Here is a 21,045-nt window from a genome sequence, read left to right as displayed (position 1 = left end):
GAGGCTCGATGCTCTTCCCGATCCTTAGCCTGCTGATAGGAAACAGCGTTCACAGGACCGTTGCACGAACCAAGCGCAACGGCATTTTCATAGTGCTCGCGGCGGTCTTCCTCCTGACGGCCTATGTGCTTGCCGTGACAGCCGGAGCAATCTGGCTCGCAGGCGTCTACGGTCCCGTGGGTGCAGCCCTCTTTCTCGCGGCTTGCGCCCTGCTCGTCGGCATCGTCGTTCTGATCGTCATGATGATCATGAATGTGCAGGACGCCCGCCGCACGCAGGAGCGTCGTCTGGCGATCGAGTCGCTGGCGGCAGCCAGCATAAGCCTTGTCCGTTCGCAACCGCTCCTGACGGCCGGGGTGCTTGCCGCCCTCGTCGCAACGAACCTGATGCGCTCCAAACACGGCGATGACTAACCCTTCCCGCCGCACAAAAAACCGGCGCCTGAGCCCGCCGGTTTTTCTTACGATGCAATTCAAGGATCAGAAGGCAAAAGCCTTCGATGTCAGCGGCGCGGACGTCGCGTCCGGACCGAAATCCGCTTCGCCGGAAATCTGCAGCAGTTCCTGCAGCCGCTGGCGTGCGCGGTTGACGCGGCTCTTGATGGTGCCAACGGCGCATCCGCAAATCTCCGCGGCCTCTTCATAGGAGAAGCCCGAGGCACCGACGAGAATGATGGCCTCGCGCTGATCCGGTGGTAGCTGATCGAGCGCCTTCTTGAAATCCTGCAGGTCGAGCGCGCCGTATTGCGCAGGATGCATCGCCATGGATTCGGTGAACAGCCCGTCGCTGTCCTGGATCTCGCGGCCGCTCTTGCGCATCTGGCTATAGAGTTCGTTGCGCAGGATCGTGAAGAGCCAGGCCTTCATGTTGGTGCCCATCTCGAAGTGGTCCTGCTTTGCCCAGGCCTTCATGATGGTGTCCTGCACCAAGTCGTCGGCGCGATCGTGCCGGCCGATCAACGAGATCGCGAACGCACGCAGGCTCGGTAATGCCGCCAGCAGTTCGCGTTTGAAGCTTGGTTGAGCCTTATCCATCAACTCGCCCTTACTTGGCCATTTTGGCCGAAGCCATCATCTCGGCCTGGTCCAGCTTCTCGAGCAGATCGAGAAAACGATCGGGGATCGCTTCATCCTGTGCCGCCGCATAGAGCGACCGTAGTTTGACGCCGATCTGGTTGTTTGGATCGAGGATATCGCTTGCGCGCATCTCCAGCCGCTGCTGATCCTGTTCTTCTTTTTGCTGCTTTGTCATCAATTCGTCACTTCTTGTCGGTTGTCTCTATGTTGGTGGGGGGCGATATCTATGCTGCGGCTTGGAACGCCAACGGCACCGCCCGCCGCTCGGGGCGGTTGGTGCTGAAATACTTACCGGTATCGTGGCTCAAAATTGCGGTACGCCCTTCATTCGTCGCCAGCATAATGCAAGGCTGTGAAAAAAGTTCCGCATATACTGGAACTTTTTTAATGGCGCGACGTTTCCACTGCATTAAAGGCAGTTACGGCCTACAGACGGGAGTTTTTAATGACACTTTCTACTCGAATTGCGCCGCATCTTCCTTATTTGCGTCGTTATTCCCGTGCGCTTACAGGCACGCAGACTTCAGGTGATGCTTACGTTGCCGCAGTTCTGGAGGCCATAATCGCCGACATATCCATTTTCCCGGATACCGCGAATGACCGTGTCGCACTCTACAAACTGTTCACTAAGCTGTTTGGTTCCACCGCCGTCCAGATTCCGGAGCCAGCATCGCCCTATGCGTGGGAGCAGCGGGCGACCGTAAACCTTGCCAAGGTCTCCCCGCTAGCGCGCCAGGCCTTCATCCTCGCTTCGGTCGAGAATTTCCGCGTCGGCGAGATCGCCGATATTCTCGACACCGAAGACCAGGAAGTAATGAGCCTGCTCGACAAGGCCTCGCAGGAGATTTCGCGCCAGGTCGCCACCGATATCATGATCATCGAAGACGAGCCCCTGATCGCGATGGATATAGAGCAGATGGTCGAAAGCCTCGGCCACAGGGTCACCGGCATCGCCCGCACCCATTCCGAAGCCATAGCGCTTTACAACAAGACCAAGCCGCGCATGGTTCTTGCGGATATCCAGCTTGCCGACGGCAGCTCGGGCATCGACGCGGTGAACGACATTCTAAAGACATCGAACGTGCCCGTGATTTTCATCACGGCTTTTCCAGAGCGCCTTTTGACAGGCGAGCGGCCGGAGCCGACTTTCCTGGTCACCAAGCCCTTCAATCCCGACATGGTCAAGGCTTTGATCAGCCAGGCGCTATTCTTCAATGAATCCACCAAGGTTGCGGCATGAAGCTGAACCGTCGCAGCGACGGAACAAAGCCAATAACGAAGCGTTCCCAGCTAGCTGGGGCGCTCCGGCAGCAGCTTTAACGGTTTCTGCAACGCTTGGTCATAGTATGACCGGCGGGGTTCCCGAGGTGGCAACCCCTTTCCAGCTGCACAAGAAGGATCGAAGGAAAGGCGGCCTGGTGAATACGACAGAACCATTAACCGGCAGGCCTTTCGCGCTAGAAGGCAAGTCCGCGATGATGGAGCGGGCGCTGAACAGCGCCGGAATTTCGATTCTCTTTCAGGATTCAAAGCTGGCATTCTCCTTTGCCGAAAATCTTCCGCGCCACTTCGCCGAACGGTTTTTCGTCGGCGGCAGCGACGGTGATCTCTTCGGCAAGGCGCATGGCGACTACCTGAGGGCCCTGAAGCTCAAGGTGCTGGAAACCGGAACAGCAACCAACGCCGAGATCGATATGGACGTCGATGGTGAGGCCCGGACCTACGAGCTCAAGGTCCAGCGCATCAGCAATGGCAGCTCCCTCGGCATTCTTTCGGTCATCTCCGAAGTCACCGAAACGCGGCACCGCGAAAAAGTTCTGAAATCGCTGCTGCGAGAACTTTCTCACCGTTCAAAGAACCTGCTCGCGATCATTCAGGGCATCGCGACGCAAACGGCCCGCAATACGCTGTCGCTCGACAGCTTCCTCGCGAAGTTCCGTGGCCGTCTTCAGTCGCTTTCGAACTCGCAGGACCTGATTACGGATTCGAGCTGGCGGGGCGCCTATCTCTTCGATCTCGCGGAGAAGCAGTTCGCCCCCTATTGGCCGGAAACGGCAGGCTCCATGCCGATCTTCGGCATCAATGCCCATATGACGCCGAATGCCGCCGTACATCTCGGATTGGCGCTTCATGAACTTATCGTCAATTCGGCCTCCTATGGCGCAATCGCCAGCGGCGCGTCGTCGATCACCCTGAACTGCAAGGAAGCCAAGCTGAACGGCAAGAAGGCGATCGAGATCGCCTGGGTGGAGATCCTCCCGAACCGGACAGAGATTCACGAGTTTAGCGAAAACAGCTTCGGCAAGACCGTGCTCGAGCGCGTCGTTCCGTCCTCGATGAACGGCAAGGCGGAACTCAGGCTCGTCCCCGGCCGCATCGAATATTATCTGCAGATCCCCGAGACGGAATTCGAGATTCTCAAACGCTCGTAAGCAGCGCTCTGCTGGCCGCAACGAAAAACAGCCAGTGCGAGGGCGGCGCACTGGCTGTTTTCACTCATCGGGAGGGGACCGTGAGTAATCCGGATGATGGGTTGGGGGCGCGCATGTTGGGTCGATGCGATCATCATCCAGATGCCCCAATAACGACCGCGTTAAACTTTGGTTCCGCCGGTTCCGAAAAAAATTGGATTTTTTGAATCTTTTTTACAAGCTGGGAAACGCTTGTCCTCATGCATGGCGTCTGCTGGGTTCTCCACTTTGCTGCATTAATAACGAAAACAGATACTTATATGACTTTACGTTTCAAAATTTTACCGTTTGATAAAATTTTTATCCTGAGTTACGCTTTTCCTCACTAGCCGTTTACCAATAATGAGGGAACTTCAATGGAACGACTGGAAACCGGGATTCATGCCGGCCGGCTCTCGTCCGCCGAGTATGAAGCTAATTTTTCCGATCTGCATCCGCGCCTCGACAAGCATGAGGCGCTGGTCGCCGCCGACCGCTGTTACTTCTGCTACGATGCGCCGTGCATGACGGCCTGTCCCACCTCCATCGACATTCCGCTCTTCATCCGTCAGATCGCGACCGGAAACCCGATCGGTTCGGCGAAGACGATCTTCGACCAGAACATCCTGGGCGGCATGTGCGCCCGCGTCTGTCCCACCGAAGATCTCTGCGAGCAGGCATGCGTGCGCAACACGGCAGAGGAAAAACCCGTTGAGATCGGCCGCCTGCAGCGCTATGCGACGGATACGGCCATGCAGGCAGGCAGGCAGTTCTACACACGCGCCTCCTCCACCGCAAAGAAGATCGCCGTTGTCGGCGCCGGCCCGGCCGGCCTTGCCGCCGCTCACCGCCTTGCGGTGAAAGGCCACGACATCGTCATCTATGACAGCAAGCCGAAATCCGGCGGCCTCAACGAATACGGTATAGCCACCTACAAGGCAGTCGACGACTTCGCGCAGAAAGAGGTCGATTATGTGCTGTCGATCGGCGGCATCGAAGTCCGCCACGATCAGCAGCTTGGCCGCGATTTCTCGCTGGCTGATCTTCAATCGCAATATGACGCCGTCTTCCTCGGCATCGGCCTTGCCGGCGTCAATGCGCTGCGCGTCGAGGGCGAGAATTTGCCCGGAGTGGACGACGCCGTCGATTTCATTGCCTCGCTTCGGCAGGCCATGAACAAGGCGGACGTTCCGGTCGGCCGCCGCGTCGTCGTGCTCGGCGGCGGCATGACCGCCATCGATGCGGCCGTACAGGCAAAACTGCTTGGCGCCGAAGAAGTGACGATCTGCTACCGCCGCGGCAAGGAGCACATGAACGCCTCGGAGTTCGAGCAGGACCTCGCCACCTCCAAAGGTGTCATCATCCGCCACTGGCTGGCGCCGAAGTCCATCCTGTCGCAGGACGGCAAGGTTGCCGCGATCGAGGTGGAATATACTAAGCTCGCCGACGGCCGTCTCGTCACGACCGGAGAAACCGGTGCCATCGCCGCCGATCAGATTTTCAAGGCGATCGGCCAGACCTTCGAAGCGTCCGGTCTCGGCTCGCTGCGCATGGAATCCGGCCGCATCGCCATCGACGGCGAAGGCCGCACGTCGCTCGACGGCGTCTGGGCCGGTGGCGACTGCGTTTTCGGTGGTGATGACCTCACCGTCTCGGCTGTCGCGCAGGGCCGCGATGCCGCCGAATCCATCAACCGTACATTCGCTGCCGGTGCGCAGCCAACCGTCGCTGTCGCGTGAGGAGAATAAATAATGGCTGATCTCCGCAACAATTTCGTCGGCATCAAGTCGCCCAACCCGTTCTGGCTTGCCTCCGCGCCGCCCACCGACAAGGCCTATAATGTCGAGCGTGCCTTCAAGGCGGGCTGGGGCGGCGTCGTCTGGAAGACGCTGGGCGAGGAAGGCCCGCCCGTCGTCAACGTCAACGGCCCGCGCTACGGCGCGATCTGGGGTGCTGACCGCCGTTTGCTGGGTCTCAACAATATCGAACTCATCACCGACCGCGACCTCTACACCAACCTGCGCGAAATGAAGCAGGTGAAGATGAACTGGCCGGACCGGGCGCTGATCGCCTCGATCATGGTCCCCTGCGAGGAAAATGCCTGGAAGGCGATCCTGCCGCTGGTCGAGGAAACCGGCGCCGACGGCATCGAACTCAACTTCGGCTGTCCCCACGGCATGTCCGAGCGCGGCATGGGTTCTGCGGTTGGACAAGTACCGGAGTACATCGAAATGGTCGTGCGCTGGTGCAAGCAGTACACTCGCATGCCGGTCATCACCAAGCTGACGCCGAACATCACAGACATCCGCAAGCCGGCGCGCGCCGCCAAGGCCGGCGGCACCGACGCCGTCTCGCTGATCAATACGATCAACTCGATCACCGCGGTCAACCTCGACACCTTCTCTCCTGAACCCTCGATCGACGGCCGCGGCAGCCATGGCGGCTATTGCGGCCCGGCGGTCAAGCCGATCGCGCTCAACATGGTGGCCGAAATCGCCCGCGATCCAGAAACCTATGGTCTGCCGATCTCCGGCATCGGCGGCGTGACCACCTGGCGCGATGCCGCCGAGTTCCTGGCGCTTGGCGCCGGCAACGTGCAGGTCTGCACGGCGGCCATGACCTACGGCTTCAAGATCGTGCAGGAGATGATCAGCGGGCTCTCCGACTGGATGGACGCAAAGGGCCACGGGAACCTCGACGACATCACCGGCCGCGCCGTTCCGAATGTCTCCGACTGGCAGTATCTGAACCTCAACTACATCGCCAAGGCGAAGATCGACCAAGACGCCTGCATCAAATGCGGCCGCTGTCACATCGCCTGCGAGGACACTTCGCACCAGGCGATCACCCAGTTCGTCAACGGCGTGCGCCATTTCGAGGTGATGGAAGACGAGTGCGTCGGCTGCAATCTCTGCGTCAACGTCTGCCCGGTCGAGAACTGCATCACCTTGGAGCCGCTCCCCGCCGGCGCGCTTGACAAGCGCACAGGGCGCCCCGTCGATCCGAACTACGCCAACTGGACGACCCACCCAAACAACCCGATGGCGAGGCAGGCGGCGGAGTAGCGAGCGTTATTAAGGCTGCGAATGCCCTCGTCCGCCTGCCGCCACCTTCTCCCCGCCAGCGGGGAGCAGGGCATATGCCGCATCGCCTTCGTCCCTCTCGGCAGCGCGCGGGGCACGTCCCCTCTCCCCGTCAGAACGGGAGAGGGTTAGGGGTGAGGGGCAATCCCACACCGCAAACGCTCGCCATTAAACTGCCTCAAGCGCCGAACGACCGTCTATAGGCACTCGGGCTCGTTCCGAGCCGCTTGCGGAAATGGTGCCGCATCGTCGCCAGTGTGCCGAAGCCGCTGGCGGTGGCGATGTCGTCAAGCGACGCGGCGAGTTCCTTTTCCAGGAGGTCGCGGGCGTGGCGAAGCCGCTCCTTGAGCAGCCATTCGCCGACGCTCAAGCCCGTCGTCTTTTCGAAGCGGCGCTGGAAGGTCCGCAGGCTCATGCCCGCCTTCTGCGCCAGCAGGCTGATCGGCTGTTCCACGTCCAGCTGTTCCCGCATCCATTCGAGCAATGGCCCGAGCCGCATGCCTTCCCGCTCTTCGAGTACGGGCGTGCTGATGAACTGCGCCTGCCCGCCCTCGCGATGCGGCGGAAGCACCAGACGGCGGGCAACGCTGTTTGACGCCTCCGCGCCGAAATCGCCGCGCACGACGTGCAAGCAGAGATCGATACCGGCGGCACTGCCCGCGGCGGTCAGAATGCTGCCCTCATCTATGTAGAGAACGCTTGCATCGAAAGTGACCTCCGGATAACGCGCCGCAAGCGAGGCGACATAGCGCCAATGCGTCGTCACACGCCGGCCGGTCAGCAGACCGGACGCGGCGAGCACCGCCACGCCGGAGCAGAGCGACATAACCCGTGCGCCCCGCCGATGCGCAGTCCGCAATGCAAGAATCAACGGGTCCGGCACCGACGCATCGATCGCCCGCCAGCCCGGCACGACGATGAGATCGGCTTCCGCCAGAACCTCCAGGCCGCGATCGACCGAAACGCTCAATCCGCCCGCCGCGCGGAGCGGCCCCGGTTCGATGCCGCAGACCGAATAGCGATACCAGCCCTCGCCCATCTCTGGACGCAGAAGCCCGAAGACTTCAAAAGCGATGCCGAATTCGAAGGTGCAGAGCCCGTCATAGGCGAGAACGACAACATGCGGGCCTTTGAGAAAGTTTGGCATGATCTTTACGCTAACCGTCATTAAGGCCAATTTCGCCGAGCCATAACATCCGCCATCCTCAACGGCAACTCGAACCGCGAAAGGAAAGCCGATGCCGAGCCCCGTCAGTGAAACACCTGCCGCCTCACGGGAAGCAACCGCCGCTTATTACGCCCGCAAGCTGGCCTTCGAGACGGACTGCTGGGATGTTCACGCCTCCATTTCCTCCGGCAAGGCCGATTTCGTCCTCCTCGACGTCCGCTCGCCGTCGCTCTTTTCTCGCTCGCATGTTCCGGGCGCGATCAACCTGCCGCATGGCAAGATGACTGCGCACCGCATGTCGGAATGGCCGACTGGCACGCTCTTCGTCGTCTATTGCGCCGGCCCGCATTGCAACGGCACCGACAAGGCGGCGCTGCGCCTAGCGCGGCTCGGCCTTTCCGTCAAGGTGATGATCGGCGGCATGACCGGCTGGGCTGATGAGGGCTTTACCTTTGCGGAAGGTGACGCCACGATCGCTGCGGAATGACGGACATCCTTTAACCCTGATCCCGGATGCGTGTTTCGCAAAATGGGACTATGGTTCTCTGCGTTGGGACACAACCGGCCGGGATGCCGCAGCGGAAGGAATAGGCGGTTTTGGAACGGACCAAGAATCTGAAGAGTGCCGCCGCTGGCGGGAAAACTGGCGCGGCTGCGCCGGCATCGTCGCCCTCTGTTCGTCCGGGGGTCGTGGCAGCTGCCGTTTACCAGCAGGGGCAGCGCATCCGCGATATCCGGATAGAAGAGGCAGGCGAATGGCGGACGCACGAGAATGCGGTCGTCTGGATCGGCTTGCACGAGCCGGACGAGATGCTGCTGCACCAGGTGCAGGCAGAATTCAATCTCCACCCGCTGGCGATCGAGGATGCCGCCCAGCCGCATCAGCGCCCGAAGCTTGAGATTTATGGCGACGCCATGTTCATCGTTGCCCGTACCGCCCACATGAAAGACGGCGAAATCGTCTTCGGCGAAACCCACCTTTTCGTCGGCAGAGGTTATGTCGTTTCCGTTCGCCATGGCGCATCATCCTCTTACCTGGCGGTGCGGCAGCGCTGCGAGGCGACGCCGGCGGCATTGGCGCATGGCGAGAACTACATTCTCTATTCCATCCTCGATTTCATTGTCGACAACTACATGCCGGTGATCGAGGTCGTGCAGGAAGAAGTCGAGAAGCTTGAAGATTTGATGCTGCGCGAACAGCTTACAAAGGCCGACATCGAGCGCCTCTACCTGCTGCGGCGCAAGCTGCTGCGGCTGCGCAATGCCGTGGTGCCGCTCGTGGACGTCTGCCGCCGCTATGAGCATATCGATCTTCCCGGCATGGACTCGACGCTTCAGTCGCTGTTCCGCGACGTCACGGACCATGTGCGCCGGGTCCAGGAAGATATCGATGCACTGCGCGAGGTCCTCGCCTTCGCCTTCGAAGCCAGCGTGATGATTGGCCAGACCGAACAGACGGCGATCGCCCGCAAGCTCGCCTCCTGGGCGGCGATCCTTGCTGTTCCGACGGCGATCGCCGGTATCTACGGGATGAATTTCAACGATATGCCGGAGCTGAGTTTTCAGTATGGCTATTTCGTGGTGCTGGGCGTGATCGCAACCCTGTGCGTCACACTTTTCGTCTTCTTCCGCCGGGCAAAGTGGCTGTAGCCGGGCTCCCGCCAGAATGCTCTGACGGGAGCAGAGATCACCTGGCTCAGAACTCGATCACAATCTTTCCGAAGGGGCCGCGATCCAGGTGATGAAGCGCCTGCGGCAGTTCGCCGAAGGTGTAGCGCCTGTCGATCACCGGCTTCAGGCCAGTGCGATCGACGGCGCGGACCAGATCCTCCAGCGCGCGGCGGTGTCCGACGCTGATACCTTGCACCGTCGGCGACTTCAACAGCAGTGATTGCACCGGGGCCGAGAGATCGAAGCCGTCCATGACGCCGATCACCGAAATACGTCCGCTGACTGCGACAGCCTTCAGGGATTCGCCGAAATTGGCGCCTGCGGCCATTTCGAAGATGTGGTCAGCACCGTAATCCTCCGTCAGTTGGAGAACGCGTTCGGCCCAGTTCGCGCGGCCGATCCCGTGATCGGCGCCGAGTTCCCGCACGCGGGCAAGCTTCTCTGGATTTGCCGAGGTGATGATGACTTCGGCGCCGTGCATCTTGGCGATCTGGAGACCGAAAAGCGCCACACCGCCCGTTCCCTGGATGACCACCTTGTCGCCGGCCTTCAGCTTGCCGAGTTCGATGAGCGCGAACCAAGCCGTCAACGCTGCGCATGGGAGCGTGCTCGCCTCTCCGGCATCGAGTGTCTCGGGCGCATGGACAAACCAGTCCTCCGAGAAGGTCACATAGTCGGACAGCACGCCCGGATAATATCCTCCAAGCGTCTTATGGGGCGGGTGGCGCGCATCGCCGAGGCCCGGCCCGTTGATGCGCCCGGGAAGGAAGGTCGTGATGACCCGATCGCCCGGCCTGAAGCGCGTCACGTCGGGGCCGACGGCTTCGACGACGCCGGCAAGGTCCGACGCCGGGACGAAGGGAAACTGCAGCGGCAGACCCATGCCGGTTTCCAGCACCAGTTTGTCGCGATAGTTCAGCGACACTGCCTGCGTTCGGACCCGCACCTTGTCACCGGAGGCCTCTACGATCGCCGCTTCGCGTACCATCAGATTCGTGGGGCCGATATTGTCGACTGACCATTGCTTTGCTTTCAACATTCCTCTTGCTCCGTTTGATTGAACGGAGTCGAAGCATATCGTTGAAATTTGATCGTCAGTTGCGGTATTAATTCCACAAAATGTTTCCATAAAGGATACAATCATGGAGCAGCTGAAAGGCATATCGGTATTCGTCGAAGTCGCGGAGGCCGGCGGCTTCTCCGTGGCAGCTGAGCGCCTTCACCTGACGCGCTCAGCCGTCGGAAAGACAATCGCGCGCCTGGAGCAGAGACTAGGCGTCCGCCTGTTTCACCGGACAACCCGGGCGCAGAGTCTGACGGAGGAAGGCCAGTTCTTTTACGAGCACTGCCTGCGCGCGATCGAGGAGATCGCGCATGGCGAGGCGCTTCTCGAAAGCGGGAAGCGGGAAGTGCGCGGGCGGCTGCGCGTGACGATGCCGGTTCTTTTCGGCCGTCAATGCGCGGCCCCGATACTCATCAAGCTCCTTGACGAGCATCCGCATCTCGAACTTGATCTTTCGTTCAACGATCGGATTATCGATCTCGTCGAAGATGGCTTCGATCTTGCCGTGCGCAACGGCCCGCTTGGGGACTATCCGGGCCTGATGGTGCGCGTCATCGCCCAGCAGCGCATGACGGTTTGCGCCTCTCCCGGCTACCTCGAACGGCGCGGCGTTCCAGCCAAGCTCGAAGACCTCGAAAAGCATGACGGCATCGTCTACGGCAGGCAGGATCGAAACCGCACCTGGATCTTCCCGACGAAAGCCGAACCCTTCCGGCAGGTTCTGCCGCGATCGCGGCTGCGGCTTGATGATCTCGCCACCATAGCGGACGCGGCGGCAGAGGGCGTAGGCCTTGCCTGGCTGCCGTGCTGGCTCGTGCGGGACCGCGTTGCGTCCGGCGAGCTTCGCCGGGTCTTGACGGATGTTCCGGCTGTCGCCTTCGATGCCAATGTCGTCTGGGTAAAGTCGCCCGCAATGCAGCCGAAGGTGCGCCTGGCGATCGACACCTTGGCCGCGAGGCTCCCGGCTCTCATGAGTTAGCGAAGAAAGTCTCGGAACCCTCTGAATTTTTTGGTGTATTCACTGGAAATGGCGTGTTTCCGCCGTATATCGCTTACTTTGTTACGCCGGAATGGCCCAACTGAAACGGAACCGGAGTTCCTGTCTCGTGAGCGAACCCTGCAATCGTGCGGACCTGACGAATTGCGACCGGGATGCCATCCTTCAGCGCGCCGCCATCCAGCCCTTCGGCTTCCTGCTTGCGGCCTCCCCCGACTGGAGGATCGTATGGGCGTCGGCCAACCTCGGAAAATTTCTGGGTGTCGATTACGAGGACATACTGGGGCAGCCGCTGTCCGGCATCATCATGTCCAGGACGCTGCACACGATCCGCAATCGGCTGACCGTTATACGCGGTGCAGATATGGTCGAGCGGCTGTCCGGCATCGCCTTTGCGGAGGGTGGTCCCATCTTCGACGTCGCTCTGCATTTCAGCGGCGACCATGTCGTTATCGAGGCCGAAGCGTCAAAGGCCGGCAGCCAGGGCGGTTCGACGATATCGCTCCGCGCCATGATGGTGCGCCTCGACCAAGCGCAGACGCTGGAAGCCTTTTTCCGCGAAGGCGCCCGCCTGACGCGCGGCATCACCGGCTTCGACCGCGTGCTGGTTCATCGTTTCGATGAAGGAGGTTCCGGCGAGGTTGTGGCGGAAGCCGCAAGACCCGCCATCGGCTCCTTTCTTGGCTTCCGCTACCCGGCCCCGGACATTCCTGTCCTGGCGCGCACGCTCCATCTCCGCAACCCTTACCGAATCATCGCCGATGTCGAAGCTTCACCGGTTCCTATCCTGCCGGAACGCGATGAGCACGGCAGCGCGATCGATCTCTCCCTGTCGATTCTGCGCTCCGTCTCACCGAGCCAGATCGAATATCTGAAGAACATGGGCGTCGCCGCCTCGCTGTCGATTCCGATCGTCACGGACGGCATGCTTTGGGGCCTCTTTACCTGCCATCATTATTCTGCCCGGCTGCCCTCTTTCGAGCGGCGCTCGACGGTGGAGATCTTCGCCCAGATGTTCGCCTCGCGGCTTCAAACCCGGGAATGCCGCCTGGCTCTGAAAGTCGAGACCAAGGCGCGGCAGATCGTCGAGCGGCTGTTCACCGCCGTTGCGGGCAATACCGGCCTGCTTGATGATCCGGCCTGGCTGGCCGAAGCGCTCGCCGGCGCTGTTCCCGCGGATGGCATCGGCGTCTCGATCAACGGCCGCACGGCACTGACCGGCCTGGCACCGTCGCAGGAGCAGTTCTCCACGCTGATCGACGTGCTGAACAGAAATGCACCCGGCCATGTCTTCACGACCGATCATATCGCGGAATTCTCGCCAGGAGCGGAAACGAATGGCGACGCCGCCGGGCTTCTGGTCATTCCCATCTCTCGACTGCCTCGCGACTATGTTGTGTTTTTCCGCCAGGAAATCCTGCGCACGGCGCACTGGGCCGGCGATCCGCACAGGCCGGGGGAATACGGTCCAAACGCCGAAAGCCTTACACCTCGCGGAAGCTTCAACACCTGGTCGGAACTGGCGCGCGGACGCGCGCTTCCGTTTTCAAAGGCGGAATGCAGCATCGCGGAAACGATCCGCGTGGCGCTTGAGGCCTTTGCTGCACGGCAGGGCGGTTGAGGAAGGCTTAGGTTCAGGCCGGACGAACCATCAGCCCGCCGATGAAGAGCTGTTCGAGGAAGCGCGCCGCATCCTCGAAGCGCCCCGCCCCGGCATGCTCCTGTCCGAGCACGGCGCGCACCTGGACGTCGAAGTCGGCATAATGCTGTGTCGTCGACCAGATCGAAAAGATCAGATGGTAGGGATCGCATTTGGCGATCTTGCCGGACTTGGCCCAGGCGCGGATCACCTCGGCCTTCTCGTCGACGAGGTGCTTCAGCGGCCCCTTCAACTCGTCTTCGATATGCGGCGCGCCCTGCAGCACCTCGTTTGCAAACAGCCGGCTTTCGCGGGGGAAGTCGCGCGCCAATTCCAGCTTCCGGCGGATATAGTTGCGGATTTCGGTTTCCGGATTGCCTTCGGCATCGAAGGCGCGAAGCGGCTCGAGCCAGGTATAAAGCACGCGGTCGATCAGCGCCCGATGCATCGCCTCCTTGGTGCGGAAGTAATAAAGCAGATTCGGCTTCGACATGCCGGCCACTTCGGCGATCTGGTCGATGGTAGAGCCGCGGAAACCCCTGGCGGAAAACACATCGAGCGCCGCTTCCAGGATCTGCTCTTCCTTCTCCTCCTGGATCCGTGTGCGCCGCTGGGTCTTCGCTGCTCTCGGAATTGCCATCTGGCTCTCGTTTCCCCTTGAAATTCAATTGCTTTACTCAGGCAGCTCTCCCTGCCATCCTTTTGAGCAACTGCCCGCAATTTTGTCTGTATTTTTCCTGATTTTCGTCTTGAGCCCGGCGCCGGAAGCTGTAATGTTTACCAATCGGTCAAATTATCCGTCAGATGCAAAACAAAGGCAACTGGCGATTTTCCGGCGTAACAAAACAAACAAACGCATCGGGAATTGACGATGGGAACAGACGGCGCATGTTCTTTGCATGACCGTGAAAAACAGGTGAGGATTTTCAGACATGGTGGCAGCACCAGGTGAGAACATGCGCGTCAACGGGGACCGACTCTGGGGCAGTCTCATGGACATGGCGAAGATCGGTCCCGGAATTGCCGGCGGCAACAACCGCCAGACGCTGACGGACGCCGACGCCGAGGGCCGCAGCCTCTTCCGCACATGGTGCGAGGCCGCAGGCCTGACCGTAAGCGTCGACAAGATGGGCACGATGTTCGCAACCCGTCCCGGCACCGACCCCGATGCGCTCCCCGTTTATGTCGGCTCGCATCTCGACACCCAGCCGACCGGCGGCAAATATGATGGCGTACTCGGCGTGCTTGGCGCGCTCGAAGTCGTCCGCACGATGAACGATCTCGGCATCAGGACGAAACACCCGATCGTCGTCACCAACTGGACCAATGAGGAAGGGGCCCGTTTCGCCCCGGCGATGCTTGCCTCCGGCGTCTTCGCCGGCGTCCATTCGCTGGACTTTGCCTATGGTCGCAAGGATCCTGAGGGCAAGACGTTCGGCGACGAACTGAAGCGTATCGGCTGGCTCGGAGACGAAGAGGTCGGCGCCCGCAAGATGCACGCCTATTTCGAATATCACATCGAGCAGGGACCGATCCTCGAAGCCGATGAGAAGCAGATCGGCGTCGTCACGCACTGTCAGGGCCTCTGGTGGCTCGAACTCACGTTGACCGGCAGGGAAGCCCATACCGGCTCAACGCCAATGAACATGCGCGTCAATGCCGGTCTGGCTATGGCGCGCATCTTCGAGATGGTCCAGGAGGTCGCCATGAGCGAGCAGCCGGGTGCCGTCGGCGGCGTCGGCCAGGTTTTCTTCTCGCCGAACTCCCGCAACGTGCTGCCGGGCAAGGTCGTCTTTACCGTCGACATCCGCTCACCGGACAAGGAAAAACTCGACCGCATGCGGGCGAAAATCGAAGCCGAGGCGCCGAAGATTACCGATGCGCTGGGCGTCGGCTGTTCGATCGAGGCGATCGGCCATTTCGAACCGGTGACCTTCGATCCGAAGCTTGTTACCGCCGTGCGCAACGCCGCCGAAAGGCTCGGCTACAGCCACATGAACCTCATTTCCGGCGCCGGCCACGACGCCTGCTGGGCCGCGAAGGTCGCGCCCACGACGATGATCATGTGCCCCTGCGTCGGCGGCCTGTCGCACAACGAGGCGGAGGAGATTTCCAAGGAATGGGCGACCGCCGGTGCGGACGTGCTGTTTCATGCCGTGGTCGAGACGGCGGAGATTGTGGTTTGATGGCGAATTTGGATGCAGATCTGAACGCAATGACGCATGCCGAATTGCTCTCGGCAGCCCGCGCCATGCGCCATGCGATCCGCACCCACCGGGATACGTCCATGCACGAGCTCTGTTGGCATCACCCCGACATGTGGGAGCTTCTGCCGGATCCACCGCCCGGCGGCCAGATCGTGCCGGATTGGCCCCAGTTCATGCGCGGCTGCATCCGCTACCGCCAGTCGTTGGATAAACAGCTTGCGCAGGCACCGCGCAGCGGCAGGGAGTTCGGAGAATGACCACAGTCATCAAGGGCGGCACCATTATTACTGCCGACCTCACCTACAAAGCCGACATCGAAATCGGAGGCGGCAAGATCGTCGAGATCGGGCCGAACCTTTCCGGCGCCGAGGTGCTGGACGCCTCCGGCTGTTTCATCATGCCGGGCGGTATCGACCCGCATACGCATCTCGAAATGCCGTTCATGGGCACCTACTCGTCCGACGATTTCGAGAGCGGTACACGTGCCGCCCTTTCCGGCGGCACGACCATGGTGGTCGATTTTGCTCTTCCCTCGCCCGGCCAGTCGCTGCTCGAAGCGCTGACCATGTGGGACAACAAGTCGACGCGCGCCAATTGCGATTATTCCTTCCATATGGCGATCACCTGGTGGAGCGAGCAGGTCTTCAACGAGATGAAGACCGTCGTCGAGGACAAGGGCATCAACACCTTCAAGCATTTCATGGCCTACAAAGGCGCGCTGATGGTGGACGACGACGAGATGTATTCCTCCTTCCGCCGCTGTGCCGAACTCGGAGCGCTGCCGCTGGTCCACGCCGAAAACGGCGACGTCGTTGCGCAATTGCAGGCAAAGCTGATGGCCGAGGGCAATAATGGCCCGGAAGCGCATGCCTATTCCCGGCCGCCAGAAGTCGAAGGCGAGGCAACCAACCGCGCAATCATGATCGCCGACATGGCCGGCTGCCCGGTCTATATCGTCCACACCTCCTGCGAACAGGCGCACGAAGCGATCCGCCGCGCCCGCCAAAAAGGTATCCGCGCCTACGGCGAGCCGCTGATCCAGCACCTGACTCTCGATGAGAGCGAATATTTCAACAAGGATTGGGATCATGCCGCCCGCCGCGTCATGTCGCCGCCCTTCCGCAACAAGCAGCATCAGGACAGCCTCTGGGCCGGCCTTGCTTCCGGTTCGCTGCAGGTGGTGGCGACCGACCATTGCGCTTTCACCACCGACCAGAAGCGTTTCGGCGTCGGCGATTTCACCAAGATCCCGAATGGCACCGGCGGCCTGGAAGACCGCATGCCGATGCTCTGGACCTACGGCGTCAATACCGGCCGCCTGACGATGAACGAGTTCGTCGCCGTCACCTCCACGAACATCGCCAAGATCCTCAATATCTACCCAAAGAAAGGCGCGATCCTTGTGGGTGCCGACGCGGACCTCGTCGTCTGGGACCCGAAGCGCGCAAAGACCATCACCTCGAAAAACCAGCAGTCGGCCATCGACTACAACGTCTTTGAGGGCAAGCAGGTCACCGGCCTGCCGCGCTACACGCTGACGCGAGGCGTGGTCGCCATTGAAGAGGACATAATCAAGACGCAAGAGGGCCACGGCGAATTCGTCAAGCGCGAACCGGTCACAGCCGTCAGCAAGGCGCTATCGACCTGGAAGGAAGTCACCGCCCCGCGCAAGGTCGAACGCACCGGCATTCCGGCAAGCGGGGTCTGACATGGCACGCGGCTGGCTGGTTCTGACACTCGTTTCGCTGGCCGCGCTTTCCACCGCGGCTCAAGCCGAAACGCTGCCGATGAAAGGCAGTTACGGCAACAAGGACGGCTGCGCCTATGCCAAGAGCGGCGAGAGCACCGGCTCCGACGACTTCTTTCTGCTGACTTCGGAGGCGATCACCACGGCTGCCTCCTATTGCGAGATCAAGAAGGTCCCGACCACCGAAGGCAAGAACTTCACCGCAACCGTTTCCTGCCAGGCCGAGGGAGAACAGGCCGATGGAGAAGAAGGCGAAGGCGACGATACCGCCAAGATCACTTCCGGGCCAAAGGGTTACACGATCGGCTTCACCTCAGACGACACGATCAAGTGGGGGCCTCTGCCGCTATGCAAATAGCCTCACGCCGGCACGATCTCGTCGAGTTCGGGCAGCAGGACGACGCTCTCCTGCTCATTGGGATCGGTGCGCGCGATGATCGCCGTGCAAGGCGTGCTGCTGAGATTGGCGGGCAGGTGCGGGACGCCCGCCGGAATGTAGAACAGCTCGCCGGCATGGACAACGACATGATGCTCCAGCTCTTCGCCATACCAGGTATGCGCTTCGCCGGAGAGCATGTAGATCGCCGTTTCATGCGCCTCGTGCAGATGCGCCTTGGCGCGAACGCCCGGCGGGATTGTCAAAAGATGCATGCAGATGCCCTTCGCGCCGACCGTCTCGGCGGCGATGCCTTCGAAGTAGCTCAGCCCCTGCTTGCCGCTATAGGCGTGGCTGGGGCGAATGATGTGGCAGGTGGGCTTTGACTTCGCGTCCATCGTCATTCTCCATGAATTTTGCCGCGGCAAAGAAAACCGGCGATCATCATAGCACGCAAACCGCGGCGACGCGGGGAAAACAGGACTGGTAAAGCATCGATGCAAGCATCCGTCGTATCCGCAAAGGATCTCTGTCTCACCTACCAGACGAATGACGGCCCGGTGCATGCGCTGAGCGATGTCAATCTCGATGTCCGCAAGGGCGACTTCGTCTCCTTCATCGGTCCGTCGGGCTGCGGCAAGACGACGTTCCTGCGCGTCATCGCCGATCTGGAGAAGAGGACATCGGGCGAAATCACCGTCAACGGCATGACGCCGGATGAAGCCCGCAAGGCACGCGCCTATGGCTACGTCTTCCAGGCGCCGGCGCTCTACCCCTGGCGGACGATCGAGAAGAACATCGCGCTCCCCCTCGAAATCATGGGCTATGCCGCCTCAGACCGGAAGAAGCGCATCGCCGGGGCGCTCGATCTCGTCAACCTTGCCGGCTTCGAGAAAAAGTTCCCCTGGCAGCTTTCCGGCGGCATGCAGCAGCGCGCGTCGATCGCACGCGCGCTCGCCTTCGATGCCGACCTGTTGCTGATGGACGAACCCTTCGGCGCACTCGACGAAATCGTCCGCGACCACCTGAACGAAGAGCTTTTGAAGCTCTGGTCGCGCACCAACAAGACGATCTGCTTCGTCACCCATTCGATCCCCGAAGCCGTCTATCTCTCCACGAAGATCATCGTCATGTCCCCGCGCCCCGGCCGCGTCACCGACGTGATCGACTCCACGCTTCCCGCCGAACGCCCGCTCGACATCCGCGAAACCCCGGAATTCCTGGAAATCGCCCACCGCGTGCGTGAGGGGCTGAGAGCGGGGCATAGCTATGAGGAGTAGGGATTTGCGTTCCTTCGCCACCCCCCTCTGCCCTGCCGGGCATCTCCCCAACAAGGGGGGAGATCACTGTGCCGTTCTGGTCTCGCCAAACGACATAGGTTCGTCCTTGCGCGACGCAAATGAGGAGCGAGGAGCCGGCCCCGACCCAATCTCCCCCCTTGTTGGGGAGATGTCCGGCAAGACAGAGGGGGCTGCCGGCATACTCGGCACCGGGAGGGCATGCCCATGACCCCCGACACCCTCAAGGACAAAGTCATCCCCGTCCTGACGATCCTGCTGGCGCTCGTCGTCTTCTGGTATGTCGCGGCGGTTTTCATGAACGCGCCCTTCCAGCGCGACATGGACCAGCGCGGCAACGTTACCCCCGCCACGATGGAATTCATCGGCAAGACGCTCTCGCAGCCGAAGCCGATCCTGCCGGCGCCGCATCAGGTGGCGAACAGCGTCTTCGAGAACACCTTCCTGCGAAAACTCTCCAGCAATCGCAGCCTAGTCTATCATGCCGGCGTAACGCTGTCCTCCACCGTCGTCGGCTTTGCGCTCGGAACCCTGCTCGGCATCGCAATCGCCGTCGGCATCGTGCATATCAAGACGCTCGACCGCAGCCTGATGCCGTGGATCATCGCATCGCAGACGGTGCCGATCCTGGCGATCGCGCCGATGGTCATCGTGGTGCTCGGCGCAATCAACATCACCGGCCTGATTCCGAAGGCGCTGATCTCGACCTATCTCTCCTTCTTCCCCGTCGCCGTTGGCATGGTAAAGGGCCTGCGCTCGCCGGAGATCATGCATCTCGACCTGATGCGCACCTATAATGCGACCGCATTGCAGACCTTCTGGAAGCTGCGTGTCCCGGCCTCGATCCCGTTCCTCTTTACATCGATGAAGGTGGCGATCGCCGCAAGTCTCGTCGGCGCAATCGTCGGCGAACTTCCGACCGGCGCCGTCGCCGGCATCGGTTCGAAGCTTCTCGCCGGTTCCTACTACAGCCAGACGATCGATATCTGGGCGGCACTCGTGGCGGGCTCGGTACTGGCGGCCACGCTTGTCGCGATCGTCGGCCTCGTGGCCAAGATCGTTGATCGCGCCATGGGCGGGAGACCGGCATGAAGAACCTGGGTGTCTCCTGGCAGGCGGTGATCGCGCTTTTTCTCTGCGCAGTGGCGCTGCTCTCGCTACCGCTCCTCAGCGAAGGCGCGCCCCACCCCTTCAGCGATGAAACGGTGATGCTTGTCATGGTTATCGTCGCGGCATCCGCCCTCATTTCCATGGCACCCCTGCCGGGGCTCTATTCCGCGACCGTTCTGCTGATCGGCACCCATGAAGCCGCCTGGATGCTGCTCTCCGGCATAGCCGGCAACGAGGGCATGGCGGCGAAGTCCTTCTTCCTTCTGATCGCCGCCTGCTGGCTGCTCGCTTGGCGCTGCGTCACCGTGCTTTCCAAGCTCAACCCTGCCTCGAATTTCGCAAGCTCGTTCCTGCGCCTGCTGATCCCGGCGATCTTCGGCGCCTGGATCCTCATCCTCTGGGAAACGGCGACCCGCGGCGCGGGCATCCCTTTCGTGCTCCTGCCGCCGCCAAGCGCCATCGGCGCCCGCATCGCGGGATCGCTGACGATCCTCGGCGACGACGTGCGCCAGACGATCTTCAAGGCCGTGCTGATTGGCTACTCCGTCGGCTGCGCCAGCGGCTTCATCGTCGCGATCCTGGCCGATCGCGTGGCGTTCCTGCGCCGCGGCCTGCTGCCGATCGGCAATATGGTCTCGGCGCTGCCGATCATCGGCGTGGCGCCGATCATGGTCATGTGGTTCGGCTTCGACTGGCCGTCGAAGGCTGCCGTCGTCATCATCATGACCTTCTTCCCGATGCTGGTGAATACCGTCGCGGGACTGGCCGCCTCGGGCAACATGGAGCGCGACCTGATGCGCACCTATGCCTCCAACTACTGGCAGACGCTGCTGAAGCTTCGGATTCCCGCCGCCATGCCTTTCATTTTCAACGCACTGAAGATCAACTCGACGCTGGCGCTGATTGGTGCCATCGTTGCGGAATTCTTCGGAACGCCGATCGTCGGTATGGGCTTCCGCATCTCCACCGAGATCGGCCGCATGAATGTCGACATGGTCTGGGCTGAAATCGCCGTTGCGGCGCTGGCGGGCTCGATCTTCTATGGGGCCGTCGCCCTCGCCGAAAGGGCGGTGACTTTCTGGCATCCGTCTATCCGTGGTGGCTAGACGTCGCTTTATTCCCGCAAATGGGATTGGGGCATAACTTCAGAGGGAAAAGAA

The 21,045-nt window shown here is 61.2% G+C and carries 21 protein-coding genes and 1 pseudogene; 16 read left to right on the top strand and 6 right to left on the bottom strand.

The genetic code is table 11. The features are described from left to right. Nucleotides 1-8 precede the first annotated feature (8 nt). Nucleotides 9-413 (top strand): hypothetical protein, encoded by a 405-nt coding sequence (locus ACZ9BX_RS01060; protein ID WP_476215110.1) that lies wholly within the window; start codon nucleotides 9-11, stop codon nucleotides 411-413. 66 nt (nucleotides 414-479) lie between these two features. Here the strand turns inward: ACZ9BX_RS01060 and ACZ9BX_RS01055 are convergent, their stop codons facing one another. Both ACZ9BX_RS01055 and ACZ9BX_RS01050 read right to left on the bottom strand, forming a co-directional pair. Further along, the gene (locus ACZ9BX_RS01055; RefSeq protein WP_037141941.1) at nucleotides 480-1,034 is read right to left on the bottom strand and encodes an RNA polymerase sigma factor; all 555 of its coding nucleotides are present in this window, start codon (nucleotides 1,032-1,034) and stop codon (nucleotides 480-482) included. A 10-nt stretch (nucleotides 1,035-1,044) separates the two neighbouring features. Further along, nucleotides 1,045-1,251: a NepR family anti-sigma factor gene (locus tag ACZ9BX_RS01050; protein WP_027510192.1), complete on the bottom strand. Its 207-nt coding sequence runs from the start codon at nucleotides 1,249-1,251 to the stop codon at nucleotides 1,045-1,047. A 270-nt stretch (nucleotides 1,252-1,521) separates the two neighbouring features. Between ACZ9BX_RS01050 and ACZ9BX_RS01045 the strand changes: the two genes are divergently transcribed. The 4 genes from ACZ9BX_RS01045 to preA all read left to right on the top strand — a co-directional run bounded on the left by ACZ9BX_RS01045 (nucleotide 1,522) and on the right by preA (nucleotide 6,591). Beyond that, entirely contained in the window at nucleotides 1,522-2,316 is a 795-nt protein-coding gene (locus ACZ9BX_RS01045; protein WP_027510191.1) for a response regulator, read from the top strand. Between the two features lie 238 nt (nucleotides 2,317-2,554). Then, complete coding sequence (locus ACZ9BX_RS01040) at nucleotides 2,555-3,508, top strand: HWE histidine kinase domain-containing protein (RefSeq protein WP_476219863.1); 954 nt, start codon at nucleotides 2,555-2,557, stop codon at nucleotides 3,506-3,508. 395 nt (nucleotides 3,509-3,903) lie between these two features. After that, a complete protein-coding gene (locus ACZ9BX_RS01035) occupies nucleotides 3,904-5,265 on the top strand; it encodes an NAD(P)-dependent oxidoreductase (protein ID WP_476215106.1) in 1,362 nt (453 codons plus the stop codon). Nucleotides 5,266-5,277: 12 nt separating this feature from the next. Then, nucleotides 5,278-6,591, top strand: coding sequence for an NAD-dependent dihydropyrimidine dehydrogenase subunit PreA (gene preA, locus ACZ9BX_RS01030; RefSeq protein ID WP_476215104.1), 1,314 nt, complete (start codon nucleotides 5,278-5,280; stop codon nucleotides 6,589-6,591). Between the two features lie 196 nt (nucleotides 6,592-6,787). Here preA and ftrA read toward each other — a convergent pair whose 3' ends face one another. After that, a complete protein-coding gene (gene ftrA, locus ACZ9BX_RS01025; RefSeq protein WP_476215102.1) occupies nucleotides 6,788-7,777 on the bottom strand; it encodes a transcriptional regulator FtrA in 990 nt (329 codons plus the stop codon). 70 nt (nucleotides 7,778-7,847) lie between these two features. On the opposite strand from ftrA, the gene ACZ9BX_RS01020 reads away from it, so the two are divergent. Both ACZ9BX_RS01020 and ACZ9BX_RS01015 read left to right on the top strand, forming a co-directional pair. After that, entirely contained in the window at nucleotides 7,848-8,264 is a 417-nt protein-coding gene (locus tag ACZ9BX_RS01020; RefSeq protein ID WP_476215100.1) for a rhodanese-like domain-containing protein, read from the top strand. A gap of 110 nt (nucleotides 8,265-8,374) precedes the next feature. Beyond that, nucleotides 8,375-9,427, top strand: a complete 1,053-nt coding sequence (locus ACZ9BX_RS01015) for a magnesium and cobalt transport protein CorA (RefSeq protein WP_476215098.1) — start codon at nucleotides 8,375-8,377, stop codon at nucleotides 9,425-9,427. A 46-nt stretch (nucleotides 9,428-9,473) separates the two neighbouring features. On the opposite strand, the gene ACZ9BX_RS01010 is transcribed toward ACZ9BX_RS01015, so the two are convergent. Further along, on the bottom strand, nucleotides 9,474-10,487 hold the full coding sequence (locus ACZ9BX_RS01010; protein ID WP_476215096.1) for a zinc-dependent alcohol dehydrogenase family protein: 1,014 nt from the start codon (nucleotides 10,485-10,487) through the stop codon (nucleotides 9,474-9,476). Nucleotides 10,488-10,590: 103 nt separating this feature from the next. Here ACZ9BX_RS01010 and ACZ9BX_RS01005 point away from each other — a divergent pair, with 103 nt between their 5' ends. Further along, nucleotides 10,591-11,490, top strand: coding sequence for a LysR family transcriptional regulator (locus ACZ9BX_RS01005; protein ID WP_476215094.1), 900 nt, complete (start codon nucleotides 10,591-10,593; stop codon nucleotides 11,488-11,490). Between the two features lie 127 nt (nucleotides 11,491-11,617). Continuing rightward, nucleotides 11,618-13,099, top strand: a pseudogene (locus ACZ9BX_RS01000) (GAF domain-containing protein); the annotation flags it as partial. A gap of 43 nt (nucleotides 13,100-13,142) precedes the next feature. Here the strand turns inward: ACZ9BX_RS01000 and ACZ9BX_RS00995 are convergent. Continuing rightward, on the bottom strand, nucleotides 13,143-13,787 hold the full coding sequence (locus ACZ9BX_RS00995; RefSeq protein ID WP_476215092.1) for a TetR family transcriptional regulator C-terminal domain-containing protein: 645 nt from the start codon (nucleotides 13,785-13,787) through the stop codon (nucleotides 13,143-13,145). A gap of 292 nt (nucleotides 13,788-14,079) precedes the next feature. On the opposite strand from ACZ9BX_RS00995, the gene ACZ9BX_RS00990 reads away from it, so the two are divergent. From ACZ9BX_RS00990 to ACZ9BX_RS00975, 4 genes are read left to right on the top strand one after another with little or no spacing between them, the layout of a single operon-like run. After that, the gene (locus ACZ9BX_RS00990; protein WP_476215090.1) at nucleotides 14,080-15,333 is read left to right on the top strand and encodes a Zn-dependent hydrolase; all 1,254 of its coding nucleotides are present in this window, start codon (nucleotides 14,080-14,082) and stop codon (nucleotides 15,331-15,333) included. Continuing rightward, complete coding sequence (locus ACZ9BX_RS00985; protein ID WP_476215088.1) at nucleotides 15,333-15,611, top strand: hypothetical protein; 279 nt, start codon at nucleotides 15,333-15,335, stop codon at nucleotides 15,609-15,611. The genes ACZ9BX_RS00990 and ACZ9BX_RS00985 overlap by 1 nt, the downstream gene beginning before the upstream one ends. After that, the gene (hydA, locus tag ACZ9BX_RS00980) at nucleotides 15,608-17,062 is read left to right on the top strand and encodes a dihydropyrimidinase (RefSeq protein ID WP_476215086.1); all 1,455 of its coding nucleotides are present in this window, start codon (nucleotides 15,608-15,610) and stop codon (nucleotides 17,060-17,062) included. Before ACZ9BX_RS00985 ends, hydA begins: the two co-directional genes overlap by 4 nt. Before the next feature lies 1 nt (nucleotide 17,063). After that, nucleotides 17,064-17,459 (top strand): hypothetical protein, encoded by a 396-nt coding sequence (locus ACZ9BX_RS00975; RefSeq protein WP_476215084.1) that lies wholly within the window; start codon nucleotides 17,064-17,066, stop codon nucleotides 17,457-17,459. A gap of 2 nt (nucleotides 17,460-17,461) precedes the next feature. On the opposite strand, the gene ACZ9BX_RS00970 is transcribed toward ACZ9BX_RS00975, so the two are convergent. After that, nucleotides 17,462-17,875 (bottom strand): cupin domain-containing protein, encoded by a 414-nt coding sequence (locus ACZ9BX_RS00970; protein ID WP_476215083.1) that lies wholly within the window; start codon nucleotides 17,873-17,875, stop codon nucleotides 17,462-17,464. A 99-nt stretch (nucleotides 17,876-17,974) separates the two neighbouring features. Here ACZ9BX_RS00970 and ACZ9BX_RS00965 point away from each other — a divergent pair, with 99 nt between their 5' ends. The 3 genes from ACZ9BX_RS00965 (at nucleotide 17,975) to ACZ9BX_RS00955 (ending at nucleotide 20,991) form a co-directional block, all read left to right on the top strand. Then, on the top strand, nucleotides 17,975-18,757 hold the full coding sequence (locus ACZ9BX_RS00965; RefSeq protein WP_476215081.1) for an ABC transporter ATP-binding protein: 783 nt from the start codon (nucleotides 17,975-17,977) through the stop codon (nucleotides 18,755-18,757). Between the two features lie 225 nt (nucleotides 18,758-18,982). After that, on the top strand, nucleotides 18,983-19,867 hold the full coding sequence (locus ACZ9BX_RS00960; protein ID WP_476215079.1) for an ABC transporter permease: 885 nt from the start codon (nucleotides 18,983-18,985) through the stop codon (nucleotides 19,865-19,867). Beyond that, nucleotides 19,864-20,991 (top strand): ABC transporter permease, encoded by a 1,128-nt coding sequence (locus ACZ9BX_RS00955; protein ID WP_476215077.1) that lies wholly within the window; start codon nucleotides 19,864-19,866, stop codon nucleotides 20,989-20,991. The genes ACZ9BX_RS00960 and ACZ9BX_RS00955 overlap by 4 nt, the downstream gene beginning before the upstream one ends. Nucleotides 20,992-21,045 lie beyond the last annotated feature (54 nt).

The sequence above is a fragment of the Rhizobium sp. USDA 3886 genome (assembly GCF_056279785.1).
Note: the sequence above shows the minus strand (reverse complement) of the source record. Positions and strands in the feature narration are given on the sequence as shown.

Coding starts and splice junctions, on each gene's coding strand:
- ACZ9BX_RS01040 (WP_476219863.1), top strand. CDS start 2,555: ATGGAGCGGGCGCTGAACAGCGCCGGAATTTCGATTCTCTTTCAGGAT.
- ACZ9BX_RS00955 (WP_476215077.1), top strand. CDS start 19,864: ATGAAGAACCTGGGTGTCTCCTGGCAGGCGGTGATCGCGCTTTTTCTC.
- ACZ9BX_RS01050 (WP_027510192.1), bottom strand. CDS start 1,251: ATGACAAAGCAGCAAAAAGAAGAACAGGATCAGCAGCGGCTGGAGATG.
- ACZ9BX_RS01045 (WP_027510191.1), top strand. CDS start 1,522: ATGACACTTTCTACTCGAATTGCGCCGCATCTTCCTTATTTGCGTCGT.
- ACZ9BX_RS01020 (WP_476215100.1), top strand. CDS start 7,848: ATGCCGAGCCCCGTCAGTGAAACACCTGCCGCCTCACGGGAAGCAACC.
- ACZ9BX_RS01060 (WP_476215110.1), top strand. CDS start 9: ATGCTCTTCCCGATCCTTAGCCTGCTGATAGGAAACAGCGTTCACAGG.
- ACZ9BX_RS00985 (WP_476215088.1), top strand. CDS start 15,333: ATGGCGAATTTGGATGCAGATCTGAACGCAATGACGCATGCCGAATTG.
- ACZ9BX_RS01005 (WP_476215094.1), top strand. CDS start 10,591: ATGGAGCAGCTGAAAGGCATATCGGTATTCGTCGAAGTCGCGGAGGCC.
- ACZ9BX_RS01055 (WP_037141941.1), bottom strand. CDS start 1,034: ATGGATAAGGCTCAACCAAGCTTCAAACGCGAACTGCTGGCGGCATTA.
- ACZ9BX_RS00995 (WP_476215092.1), bottom strand. CDS start 13,787: ATGGCAATTCCGAGAGCAGCGAAGACCCAGCGGCGCACACGGATCCAG.
- preA (WP_476215104.1), top strand. CDS start 5,278: ATGGCTGATCTCCGCAACAATTTCGTCGGCATCAAGTCGCCCAACCCG.
- ACZ9BX_RS01010 (WP_476215096.1), bottom strand. CDS start 10,487: ATGTTGAAAGCAAAGCAATGGTCAGTCGACAATATCGGCCCCACGAAT.
- ACZ9BX_RS00990 (WP_476215090.1), top strand. CDS start 14,080: ATGGTGGCAGCACCAGGTGAGAACATGCGCGTCAACGGGGACCGACTC.
- ACZ9BX_RS01035 (WP_476215106.1), top strand. CDS start 3,904: ATGGAACGACTGGAAACCGGGATTCATGCCGGCCGGCTCTCGTCCGCC.
- hydA (WP_476215086.1), top strand. CDS start 15,608: ATGACCACAGTCATCAAGGGCGGCACCATTATTACTGCCGACCTCACC.
- ACZ9BX_RS00970 (WP_476215083.1), bottom strand. CDS start 17,875: ATGGACGCGAAGTCAAAGCCCACCTGCCACATCATTCGCCCCAGCCAC.
- ftrA (WP_476215102.1), bottom strand. CDS start 7,777: ATGACGGTTAGCGTAAAGATCATGCCAAACTTTCTCAAAGGCCCGCAT.
- ACZ9BX_RS00975 (WP_476215084.1), top strand. CDS start 17,064: ATGGCACGCGGCTGGCTGGTTCTGACACTCGTTTCGCTGGCCGCGCTT.
- ACZ9BX_RS00960 (WP_476215079.1), top strand. CDS start 18,983: ATGACCCCCGACACCCTCAAGGACAAAGTCATCCCCGTCCTGACGATC.
- ACZ9BX_RS00965 (WP_476215081.1), top strand. CDS start 17,975: ATGCAAGCATCCGTCGTATCCGCAAAGGATCTCTGTCTCACCTACCAG.